The 11,960-nt window shown below is 56.7% G+C and carries 7 protein-coding genes and 1 tRNA gene; 3 read left to right on the top strand and 5 right to left on the bottom strand.

Annotated features, from left to right (window positions below):
• Window positions 1-54: 54 nt before the first annotated feature.
• Window positions 55-1,239: a delta-9 fatty acid desaturase DesA gene (gene desA, locus ACYZT6_RS28320; protein ID WP_462029514.1), complete on the top strand. Its 1,185-nt coding sequence runs from the start codon at window positions 55-57 to the stop codon at window positions 1,237-1,239.
• A 270-nt stretch (window positions 1,240-1,509) separates the two neighbouring features.
• Window positions 1,510-2,499 carry a GGDEF domain-containing protein gene (locus ACYZT6_RS28315; protein ID WP_462029513.1) on the top strand — a complete coding sequence of 330 codons (990 nt, stop codon included), beginning with the start codon at window positions 1,510-1,512 and terminating at the stop codon, window positions 2,497-2,499.
• A 140-nt stretch (window positions 2,500-2,639) separates the two neighbouring features.
• Here ACYZT6_RS28315 and ACYZT6_RS28310 read toward each other — a convergent pair whose 3' ends face one another.
• The 3 genes from ACYZT6_RS28310 to gabD all read right to left on the bottom strand — a co-directional run bounded on the left by ACYZT6_RS28310 (window position 2,640) and on the right by gabD (window position 6,908).
• The gene (locus tag ACYZT6_RS28310; RefSeq protein WP_462029512.1) at window positions 2,640-3,854 is read right to left on the bottom strand and encodes an HDOD domain-containing protein; all 1,215 of its coding nucleotides are present in this window, start codon (window positions 3,852-3,854) and stop codon (window positions 2,640-2,642) included.
• 148 nt (window positions 3,855-4,002) lie between these two features.
• Window positions 4,003-5,280 carry a 4-aminobutyrate--2-oxoglutarate transaminase gene (gabT, locus tag ACYZT6_RS28305; RefSeq protein WP_462029511.1) on the bottom strand — a complete coding sequence of 426 codons (1,278 nt, stop codon included), beginning with the start codon at window positions 5,278-5,280 and terminating at the stop codon, window positions 4,003-4,005.
• Window positions 5,281-5,465: 185 nt separating this feature from the next.
• On the bottom strand, window positions 5,466-6,908 hold the full coding sequence (gabD, locus tag ACYZT6_RS28300) for an NADP-dependent succinate-semialdehyde dehydrogenase (protein ID WP_462029510.1): 1,443 nt from the start codon (window positions 6,906-6,908) through the stop codon (window positions 5,466-5,468).
• A gap of 349 nt (window positions 6,909-7,257) precedes the next feature.
• Between gabD and ACYZT6_RS28295 the strand changes: the two genes are divergently transcribed.
• Window positions 7,258-7,334, top strand: a tRNA-Arg gene (locus ACYZT6_RS28295).
• 54 nt (window positions 7,335-7,388) lie between these two features.
• Here the strand turns inward: ACYZT6_RS28295 and ACYZT6_RS28290 are convergent.
• Window positions 7,389-8,570: a Wadjet anti-phage system protein JetD domain-containing protein gene (locus tag ACYZT6_RS28290; RefSeq protein ID WP_462029509.1), complete on the bottom strand. Its 1,182-nt coding sequence runs from the start codon at window positions 8,568-8,570 to the stop codon at window positions 7,389-7,391.
• Entirely contained in the window at window positions 8,567-11,929 is a 3,363-nt protein-coding gene (locus ACYZT6_RS28285) for an ATP-binding protein (protein ID WP_462029508.1), read from the bottom strand. Before ACYZT6_RS28285 ends, ACYZT6_RS28290 begins: the two co-directional genes overlap by 4 nt.
• Between the last annotated feature and the right edge of the window lie 31 nt (window positions 11,930-11,960).

Here is an 11,960-nt window from a genome sequence, read left to right as displayed (position 1 = left end):
GGCTTAGTGATAATGCAACGGCTGTTTTTTTCTTTTTCGAGGGCCCTATAGCCTATGTGGTACGAAGGTTTTCTCGGCTTGTCGCCCTGGTCACTGGTGGCAGTCACCCTGCTGATGACCCACGTCACGATTATCGGCGTCACGGTCTATCTGCATCGTTATTCAGCCCATCGCTCGCTTGAGCTCAATGCCGGCTTGAAACATTTCTTCCGCTTCTGGCTGTGGTTGACCACGGCGCAGAACACCCGCGAGTGGACCGCTATCCACCGCAAGCATCACGCCAAATGCGAAACCGTCGATGACCCGCACAGCCCGGTCATCAAGGGCCTGTCCACCGTTCTGCGCAAAGGTGCCGAGCTGTACCGCGCCGAAGCGGAAAACCCGGAGACCCTGCGCATCTACGGCAAGAACTGCCCCGAAGACTGGATCGAACGCAACCTCTACAGCCGCTACCCGCTGCTGGGTGTGGCGATCATGGCTGTCATCGACCTGCTGCTGTTCGGCACCATCGGCATCACCATCTGGGCCATCCAGATGATGTGGATCCCGGTGTGGGCCGCCGGCGTGGTCAATGGCCTGGGCCATGCCATCGGTTACCGCAACTTCGAATGCCGCGACGCGGCAACCAATCTGGTGCCTTGGGGCATCCTGATCGGCGGTGAAGAACTGCATAACAACCATCACACCTACCCGAACTCGGCAAAATTGTCGGTGAAGAAGTGGGAGTTCGACCTTGGTTGGGCCTGGATCCAGGTCTTCAGTTTCTTCCGTCTGGCCAAGGTCCAGCGGGTTGCGCCGATCGCCCACCGCGTCGAAGGCAAAGGCAGCCTGGACATGGACACTGCCATGGCGATCCTCAACAACCGTTTCCAGATCATGGCCCAGTACCGCAAATTGGTGATCGCGCCGCTGGTCCAGCAAGAGCTGGAAAAAGTCGATCACTCGGTCCGTCACCAGTTTCACCGGGCCAAGCGCCTGCTTTCCCGGGAAACCAGCCTGCTGGACGAAAAACACCACGTTCGCATCCAGACCATGCTCGAGCACAGCCAGGCGCTGAAGGTAATTTACGAGAAACGCCTGGCCTTGCAGCAGATCTGGGTCAAGACCAGCTCAAATGGTCACGACATGCTGGCCGCCATCAAGGATTGGGTTCACGAAGCAGAAGCCAGCGGAATTCAATCCCTGCGCGACTTCGCCGACCAGCTGAAAACCTACTCCTTGCGCCCTGCCGCTGTCTGACCCTGCTGATCAGCCTCCCTGTGGCAATGGGGCTTACCTGTGGCGAGGGGATTTATCCCCGTTCGGTTGCGAAGCAACCGCAAAACCGGCGACGCGTTTTAACTGACTGAACGCGTCGCCTATACCGCCCGGCGGGAGCCAGCTACCACGCCCCAAAGGCCGGGAACCAATCTCCAAATCCCCTATCTCAAAGACACTTCGCCACCCGGCGGGCTTTGCTGTAGCCGCTTTCGAAACTCAAGCGGCGCACGCCCTTTGAGATTTGTCCCAATGGTCCCCAAAACCCCTCAAGACTCAACCCTTCCTCAGTGGCCGGATGCCGCTCAAACCCTGATGGCACTCATGCATGCCCAGGGCGAAGTGGCACGCCTGAGCGAACGCGAGCAGCTGTTCAGCTCCCTGCTGGTGAGCGTCAACGCGGTGCTTTGGGCATTCAATTGGGAAACCCGTCAGGTGCTCTACGTCAGCCCGGCCTATGAACGGATTTTTGGCCGTTCCGCAGGCCTGTTGCTGTCCGACTACAACGAATGGCGCGACAGCATTTACCCAGACGACCTGGACTATGCCGAGCACAGCCTGGCCGAAGTCCTGGTCAAAGGCGCCGTTGAAGACCGCGAATACCGCATCATCGCCGCCGACGGCCAGGTGCGATGGCTCAGCGACAAATGCTTCATCAACCGTCAGGCCGAGCCGGGCCAACCGGTGATCATCGTCGGCATTGCCGAAGACATCACCGAAAAGAAACGGATGGAGGCCGAGCTGCAGCGCCTGGCGACCACCGACGTGCTGACGCAAAGCAGCAATCGCCGACACTTCTTCGAATGCGCCCAGCGCGAGTTTGCGCAAGCGCGCAAGCAAGGCGCACCGATGGCGTTCCTATTGCTGGACATCGATGACTTCAAAGTGGTCAACGACACCTACGGTCATCAAGCCGGCGACAACGTACTGCAACGAATCGCCGAGAGCGGTCGTGCCGCCTTACGCCGGGGGGATTTTTTCGGACGGATCGGTGGCGAGGAATTCGCAGCGGTGTTCCCGGGATGCGCACCCGACATGGCCATGCAAGTCGCCGAACGCCTGCAACGGCAGATTCAGCAATTGAGCTTCAGCCATGACGACCAGACGTTCGGCATAACCATCAGCCAAGGCTTGACCAGCCTGACCCCGGAGGACGATTCCCTCGACAGCGTGTTCGCCCGCGCGGATGCCGCGATGTATGAAGCCAAGCGCCAGGGCAAAAACCGCATTATCTCCGGCTGACCCAAAACCCGAATCGACACGTCACCCCTGTAGGAGCGAGCCTGCTCGCGATAGCGGTGTATCAGTCAACCTCTACGCTGGCTGACACGCCGCTATCGCCGGCAAGCCGGTCTCACTCCTACAGGGGGTTCGTGTGAAGTTCATTTTTTGCGCAAACGCATCAATTCCGGCAACCCAATCTTGAGCAACCGCGCGGTCCGGCACTTGGCCAATTCCTCAATGCCCTCATGCTCGGTCAGACGCGCCAGTTGCGCAGCAATGTTCATCACCAGCGCTTCGCGAGAGTAAACCCCGCCACCGAGCTGGTAGACCGCTGCAATCAGCTCTCGCAACTCCAGCGGCAGGCGCCAGCGGGTGCGCAGCGCCGAACCGTAAGCCGCGCCGAAGTCGGCCAAGGCCTCTCCCACCTCCTCCCATTCATCCAGCTCGCCGCCGGCCTGCTTCCATTCCTGCAAACACCTCAGCAAAGCGAGGTCGCCGAGGCAATGCAGCATGCCCGCGCAATAGCAGCGCTCCTGATCCAGGTCCAGCAAGCGCGCCAGTGTGCGGGCGTATTCGGCGGTGTGCAGCGACAACTCCCAGAAACGCTCGGCGTAGTCCGCCAGGTACGGATCGCTGAGCCGGGCGCTGCGCTTGAGCGCCAGCCCCAGAATCAGGTTCATGCTTTGCCCGGTGCCCAAGCGATGCAATGCCTGGGACAAGGTTTGTACGGCGTCACCCAGGTGATGAGCCGCGCTGTTGGCAGCGGCGATCAGCACGGCGGTGACCTGCGGATCGGTGCGGATTTCGTCTCCCAGCCGGGTCAGATCAAGGCCATTGGGATTAAGGCTGCGCTTGATCGCCACCTGCACATCGGTCATCAACGGCGCACCCTCTGCCAGTTCACGGCGACGCTCCAGGTACACCGACAAGGTCATGCCGGGTGCCAGCGTTGGCACCTCGCAGGCAACCTCCTCTCCGGCGTTCACCAGCAATTCCTGCAGGCGATGGGTCAGGCCTTCCATGTCCAGGGGTTTGGTCAGGTACGCCGTGGGCGCCAGAGGCAAGGCTTCGCGCACGCTGGCGCTGTCGTTGCGGCTGCTCATCAGAATGAACGGCAGCGGCGGATTGCGCTTGCGTTGACGCACGTTGCGCAAAACATTTAGGCCATCAACGCCTGGCAGTTCCCAGTCGACGATCACCAAGTCGTAGGGATTTTCCGCCAACAACTCCAGCGCCTGCTGGCCATCGGCACACACATCCAGCCGTGCGTCGCAACGCACATTCAACAACACATGCTTGAGCAGGTCGCGAGACCAGGGGTCGGCCTCGGCAATCAAGACTCTCGGTACAGCGGGTAAATCAACGGCAGTCATGCAACACGCTCCCTCGCAATGCTTGAACCTTAGCCAACGCTTGCCGTTCGATACAGCGCCAATGCCTCAATGTGTTTCAAGAGGCGAAAAAAAACCCGCCGAAGCGGGTTTTTGTCGATCAGATCACACATCGATCAGTGCCCGGACATCACAGTTCCGAGAAGCACTCTTCGATGATTGCCAGACCTTGGTCCAGTTGCTCATCCGGCGAAGTCAGCGGTACCAGGACGCGCAGAACGTTGCCGTAAGTGCCGCAAGACAGCAGGATCAGGCCCTTGTCGCGAGCCTTGGCCACAACCGATGCCACAGCGGCAGCGTTTGGCTTGTGGCTGTCGCCGTCGACGAACAGCTCGACCGCAATCATCGCGCCCAGGGCACGGACTTCGCCGATCACCGGGTATTTGGCCTGGATGGCTTTCAGGCCAGTGACCAGACGCTCGCCGACAGCCTTGCAGCGATCCAGCAGGTGCTCTTCTTCGAACACTTCCATCACGGCCAGGGCCGCGGCGCAAGCGATCGGGCTACCGGCGTAAGTGCCGCCCAGGCCGCCTGGAGCAATGGCGTCCATGTATTCGGCTTTACCGCACACACCGGCCAACGGGAAACCGCCAGCGATGGATTTGGCGAAAGTGGTCAGGTCGGCAGCAACGCCCATCTGTTCCATGGCGAAGAACGTGCCGGTACGGCCAGCGCCAGTCTGCACTTCATCAGCGATCAGCAGGATGCCGTGCTGGTCGCACAGGGCACGCAGACGCTTCATGAACTCTTTCGGCGCGACGTAGAAACCACCTTCGCCCTGAACCGGCTCGATGATGATGGCAGCGATGTCACGCGGCTCGGCGTCGTTCTTGAAGATGCGTTCGATGCTGGCGATCGAATCGTCGATGCTCACACCGTGCAGTTCGTTCGGGTACAGCGCGCGGAACACGCCGCCTGGCATCAGGCCCATGCCGGCCGAGTAAGGCACGACTTTACCGGTCAGGCCCAGGGTCATCATGGTGCGACCGTGGTAAGCGCCGGTGAAAGCGATCACACCGGCACGGCCAGTGGCGGCACGGGCGATTTTCACGGCGTTTTCTACGGCTTCGGAACCGGTGGTCACTAGCAGGGTTTTCTTGGCGAAATCACCTGGCACCTTGGCGTTGATTTTTTCGCACACTTCAACGTACGGCTCGTAAGCCAGTACCTGGAAGCAGGTGTGAGTCAGCTTGTTCAGTTGCTCGGTCACGGCGGCGATGATTTTCGGGTGCACATGGCCGGTGTTCAGCACGGCGATACCGCCGGCGAAGTCGATGAACTCGCGACCTTCAACGTCGGTCACGGTGGCGTTCTTCGCGGACTCGGCGAAGATCGGGTGAATCTGGCCAACACCGCGCGGTACAGCGGCTTCGCGGCGTTTCATCAGGGATGCGTTAGTCTTGCTCATAAAGTCCTCATTCACCGCTCATCGGGCGGCGTGGTTCAAGGAAAATGCGGCGGGGAGGCAACTACGGCAGCATGCGATGATCGACTGCCACAGCGTTCCCGGCCACAGAGAAAATTCCGTTTGAAGCGCAGAAAGGGACAGCGCTCTCGTGCCCTTTCCGCTTGTTGCATTTCCGTCTGCCAGGCTTAGATGCCCAGGCAGAGGTATTTGATTTCCAGGTAATCTTCGATGCCGTACTTGGAGCCTTCACGGCCCAGGCCCGACGCCTTGATGCCGCCGAACGGCGCGACTTCGTTGGAGATCAACCCGGTGTTGACGCCGACCATGCCGTATTCCAGGGCTTCCGCCACACGGAACACACGACCCAGGTCGCGGGCATAGAAGTACGAAGCCAGGCCGAACTCGGTGTCGTTGGACATCGCGATCACTTCGGCTTCGTCTTTGAAGCGGAACAGCGGCGCCAATGGACCGAAGGTTTCTTCCTTGGCCACGGCAGCGTTTTTCGGCACGTTGGTCAGAATGGTCGGCTCGAAGAAGTTACCTTCCATAACCTTGCCACCCGCCAGAACGGTCGCACCTTTGCTGATCGCATCAGCAATGTGTTCTTGAACCTTGGCCACGGCTTTTTCGTCGATCAGCGGACCCGTGGTGGTGCCTTCTTCCAGGCCGTTGCCGATCTTGAGTTTGGCCACGGCCACTTTCAGCTTCTCGGCGAACGCGTCATAGACCGAATCCTGAATGTACAGACGGTTGGCGCAGACGCAGGTCTGGCCGTTGTTGCGGTACTTGGAAATGATCGCGCCTTCTACGGCCTTATCCAGGTCCGCGTCGTCGAACACGATGAACGGCGCGTTGCCGCCCAATTCCAGGGACACTTTCTTGATGTCCTTGGCGCATTCAGCCATCAGCTGACGACCGATTTCGGTCGAGCCAGTGAAGGACAATTTACGCACGATCGGGTTGCTGGTCAGCTCGCTGCCGATGTCGCCGGCGCTGCCGGTCACAACGCTGAACACACCGGCAGGAATGCCGGCACGCTGGGCCAGTTCAGCCAAAGCGAATGCGGAGAATGGGGTTTGCGAAGCAGGCTTGAGCACCATGGTGCAACCAGCGGCGAGTGCCGGGCCGGCTTTACGGGTGATCATCGCGGCAGGGAAGTTCCACGGGGTGATGGCAGCGGTCACGCCGATCGGCTGCTTGATCACGATCAGGCGCTTGTCTGGCTGGTGGCCCGGAATCACGTCACCGTAGATGCGCTTGGCTTCTTCGGCGAACCACTCGATAAAGGAAGCCGCGTAAACGATTTCGCCCTTGGCTTCGGCCAATGGCTTGCCCTGTTCCAGGGTCATCAGGCGAGCCAGGTCATCCTGGTTTTCGATGATCAGTTCGAACCAGCGACGCAGCTTGTTCGCGCGGTCCTTGGCGGTCAGGGCACGCCAGGCCGGCAGCGCTTTGTCAGCGGCTTCGATTGCACGGCGGGTTTCGGCAGCGCCCATTTTCGGCACAGTGCCCAGAATTTCGCCCGTTGCCGGGTTGTTGACCTTGATCGTCAGACCATTGTCCGCATCAACCCAAGTGCCATCGATAAAGGCTTGCTGGCGGAACAACTGGGTGTCTTTAAGCTGCATGTCGGCTTTCCTTAACAGCACCGCGACCAGCGCGGAGCGAATTATGATTGTAGAAAGGCGCCTCGTAGGCTGCCGTCAGGGAAATCATTCACCGGGCTGAAGCACATAAATAGCGCACTGTTCGAAACTCGTGCGGTTCAGCACCCAGACAAGAGCGTTTGAAATCTCAAACGGATCGTAGGATCAAAGCGCCTAAAGGACAATACTCTGTTCGAAAAAAAGAACGAAAACGGCGCATTTGCCTAATTTTTCTGATCAACGTAGCAAACGGTTGTTACGGTTGCGAAAACCACAGTCGATTCAGCAGCATGGACGCCTGCAGTGCATATGAGTATCATGGCGCCCGCTTGCACCAGTAGCTCAGCTGGATAGAGTACTGCCCTCCGAAGGCAGGGGTCGTGGGTTCGAATCCCGCCTGGTGCACCATATTAGTAGAAACGAGAAAGCCTCAGATCTTAGGGTCTGGGGCTTTTTTGTGGGTCACCCACACTCCAATGCTACCAGCGCTGCTTGGAACCACTGGTAGCTAACGTACTCCTGCTCCAACCGCAAGCCATTCTGGATTCGGTTATCCCTCAGCTCATCGAAAAGAGCCCCTTCTTTTTCGGTGAGGTTCGGCAGGTCATGTAAAATCTGATCGGCCTCCTCTCCCCATAGATCTTTATGGGCCACCAGCGTGTTGTGGTCCATCAGAAAAGACTCAACATGATCAAAGCGGCGGCGCAGTTGGTCCAGAATAGCGAACCCATGCGTGTCGATGTCCCCCCAATAATGAATGGAGCAGCGCGAGAGCCAACGCGCTCGCCCCAGTGATTCCCAGCCATAACCCGCTCCAAAAATCACAATGGAGTTCGATATGGGAGGGAAAGCCAGAAAGTTGGTTTCGTTCTCAGTAATGAACACATGTTCCACGGATAAATCCAGCCTGGCAAAATTATCCGAGTCCAACGTAATGTCGGGCAATATTGAGCCGCGCATTAAAGCAACCCGATCATCCAGCACTCGAAAGCGTATTCGTACCGGCTTACCTAGAAAGCCATAGCGAGCGGAAAATTTCCCGATACCCGCTTGCTCAAGTGAGACGGCTTCCTCCGGCAACACCAAATCGAATAGCTCACAAAGCACTCCCCTGTACCTTTCGATGAATTTGCTATGAATACCCGGAATGTCCACCTGCCTCAGGTAAATTCCCGGACGTGGATGCTCGGTGATCCAGTTAACTACTTTCAGAAAATGAGGCCACTGCGCTGCAAGCTCGATAGCGAGCAACGGCCGCGCGCTCAGCCATTTGACCAATGAAGGTTGTTCTTGGCGTGTAAGAGCGAGCACCTCCGCAAAACGCCTCAAATCTTCGCTCTTTCCAATCAGCGCAGTTGCAGCTTCTAGCGTGTCCACCCAGATGGTGTTTGGCAGGCGTTGAGCACCTAAAACCCGGTGATTGACGTCACGCCATTCAATTCGGATATAGGGAATGGTGGTGATACTGGTAAGCCATAACCTTACCGAGTCGAATTGTCGGCTTAACTCCCCAGAGCTTGGTACTTTCAGCGTTAATCGTCGTGGTATCCATGCATCACCCATTACAAGGGAACGCAGCAAATCACCGCGCTCCCAATGACGTCGAAGTTGATCCTCAAAATCCTTTGCTTTTGACCAGCTCATGATGAGAAGTCTGCCTTGTTCAACCGATACTCTTCGATTGATAGGTTGCGCAGTTTGGATGCCCGACCACCGTCGTTCTGAACAAAACCCACACTGGAGACGAAAGGTTCGATGATGTGGATTTTCTGCAAGGGTGTGACGATGAGTAGTTGCAAGTTGAGTTGCTGAAAGAGCCTCAAACCGTACTGTGCAGACTCGTCAGAACCACGCCCAAAGGCTTCATCGATAACGACAAAGCGGAACGAGCGCGAACGCACGGCTCCCCACTCCAAACCGAACTGATACGCAAGGCTTGCCGCTAGGATGGTATAGGCAAGCTTTTCCTTTTGACCTCCGGACTTGCCGCCAGAATCGGAGTAGTGCTCATGCTCTCGGTGGTCCTCGCGCCAACGTTCGCTGGCGGCAAACAGAAACCAATTTCGCACGTCAGTGACTTTCGTCGTCCAGCGCCGATCCTGCTCAGAAAGACCCTCTCGACCACGAAATCGATCGATGATGGTTTTGACCTGCAGAAATTTAACCTCAGAGTACTGAGCGTCGTCGGAACCAGTTAGAGCTCCTTCGGTGCAAGCCCGCAGCTCAGTCTGGAAGTCTCGAATCTCGGCATCTGGACTGACCTGCGACTCAAGTACGATATAGCGTCCTGGGTTGTAGTCGATCTGCCCTAAAGACTCGTTGATTCTCGCAATGCGCTCTTTGATGGTTTCACGTTCGCGCGCGAGCTGACCATTGAAATTAGCGATTTCATTTATCGTATTGACGTTAAGCAATTCCTTGAAACGCAACTCGAAGCGCGGCAGATCGTCTCGGTTCAGTTGATCAAGAAGATCTCGATATTCAGGAGCAGCGCTCAAGTCTGCATCAAACTCACTCGTCTCAAGTTTGTAGGCCTCTTTGAAGGCCGCCATCGCCTTGATGATCTTATCTCTAAGCCGTTCCAGCACCTTTGCTTCGGCGTCTATCCTTTCCTGCAGTGCCTTGCGCATCTCGCTTTCACGATTGTCACAGGACTCAACAGATAGCTGGTGATCGCCCAGTACGTCCGTACGCAGCTCATCTAACCGAGAGCGGGTTTCGGTCAAGATGTCAGTCAGTAGATTGCTCGTTTCGAGGTGCAGTGCCGTAGCAGACTCATGTTTCGACTCGACGCTACCGAGCTCCTTGTCCAGATTCGACAAGTCGCTCTCGATGACACTCAACTCAGCTTGCACCTTTACGAGCTGGGCACTAAGTTGCAACAAGGTGTCACTGGCAGCTTCCAGCTGCGCCTTCTCATCCTGTAATCGCGCGACGACGGCAGCGCAGCTAGCCCAGTCGAGATCCCGGTAATCATTGAACTCGTTAAGCGCGGCCAATGCTTCCAGTTGCTGACGCCATTGCCCTCGACGCTTTTCGCCCTCAGCTATGTCTGAGCCGATTTTGCTCAACCGTAGTTCAAGCGTGCCTTTCGTAGTCTCCAGCGCGGCTATTTTGGCGGCGTTGCTCCAACCCAGGACGAAGCGACTACGGTCATCCAGTCGATGACGGTCATCTTTTTCATGACGTTCACCAGGCGTCTTGATCTGGCCAGACTTGGAGATAGCTCGAGTTTCTCGGCGAAATTGCTCTGATGTCTCACAGCAGGCATAGTTGAAGCGATAAGCGAGTTCACGCTCCAACCAGTGATAAAAAGTCGAAGCGGGTTTGACGCTTAATTTCCTGACCAATGATTCCGGGTGTAAATCTGGCGTATCAGCCTGACGTGGCGACCGAACCCTAAAGTACACCAGCCGACCCCCCAAATGAGTTCGGTCGACCCATTCTGCTACTTGGGCGTAGTACTCGTCCGGGACCAATAAGGCCAAACCGAAGTTATGCAGGACGCGCTCAATAGCACCCTCCCAGCCAAAATGCTCCTCTCGAACCTGAAGCAATTCACCGACGAAGGGCATAGATTCTTCATCGAATCCCAGCGTATTGCACATGGATGCGCGCATGTTGATCTGGGCCGACGGGATATTGCTGCGCCTTGCCTTGAGGCTGTTGATTTCGCGGAGCAACAGATCATGCTCACGCTTGCCCTCACGCAGTGATACACCCCATTCAGTGATCTGATTCTGTAGATCGGCTTCCTGCTGACCGATCTCTTCGCGGTGAACCGATGTACGCAGCCTCAGTCGGATGAATTCATTTTCATCATTGCCGGGAGACTCGCCCAATGCGGAAAGTAGTTGTGCATAACGCTTTGCACGTTGTTGTCGCCGACCACGTTCGCTTTCCTGCTCGTGTATTTCCGCAGCTAACTCCTCCAGCCGCGCACCGCCGTGATCTGCCACCGCACGCTTGAGAGACTCCACCTCTTTACGCCGCCCGTCTCGTTGTTCAGTGCCACGCTCTTTTTTCTTGGCCAACCGCACCAAATCCTCAGCCAACGATTGCAACCGCTTATCTAACAAACTGAGTTTGAGCTCCGAGAACCATGGCTTAAGGGCCTCGCGGCATTTACGTAAGCTTTCATGTTCCGCTGCTTGCATTCGGTGTCGGTCGCAATCAGTCACCAAAGGCACAAGCAACTCCACTTGATGCTTAGCTTTAAGCACGGCCTCATGGGCCCGGCTCAAGTCATCGAAGTGAGTGATCAAGGCACTGATACGTTGCGCCGCATCGAACGGTTCAAGCATATGACTACGCACGAAGTCGGTAAGATTGCCTACTGACTTCATCGACACCGTTTGATGGAAGAGCTCTAACGCCTGATCATTATCTATACCAAGGCGGCGCCGAAACCAGGCGCCATACTTGGGAAAACTGTCCTCGATATCGGCGCCCAGAGTTCGAAGTCTTTTACGTAGCAGCGCGAAATCCGAATCGAAATTGGCAAAGTCCTTGGCGATAGACAGATCTCTTTCGGCTCCAACAAAGAAGCGAGCTGGCTGGCCTTGGGCTTCCTTCATCCAAAATACTTGGGCTAAGGTGACCGTCTGGTCATACCCAGTGTTGTGGAATACGCCAAGAATCACCGAATAGTTATTGTGATTGCGCAAGGCAACAGGTTTGGCCGTACCCGTCACTTCATTGCGTTCTGACTTATAATGCCCAAGGACGTAAGAGCGCAGCGTTCGCTCCTTGTTATCGGCACCTGCAGCTTTGTTGTAGGCGATACGATGGGCAGGTACCAGCAATGTAGTGATCGCATCCACCAGGGTGGATTTTCCGGAACCTATATCACCTGTGAGCAAACTGTTTTTGCCATCGGGCGATAACGTCCAGACCCGGTTGTCGAAAGTGCCCCAGTTGAACACTTCCAGCCGCTGCAGACGAAAGCCTGACAACGTGTCATCGCCGACAAAGTCCAACCCTAACGGTTGCGGTTCATTCATTGTGTATCTCCTTAAGTATGTACAGCTATCC

Source organism: Pseudomonas sp. RT6P73 (assembly GCF_054897715.1).
This window is presented reverse-complemented; position numbering and strand designations above follow the sequence as displayed.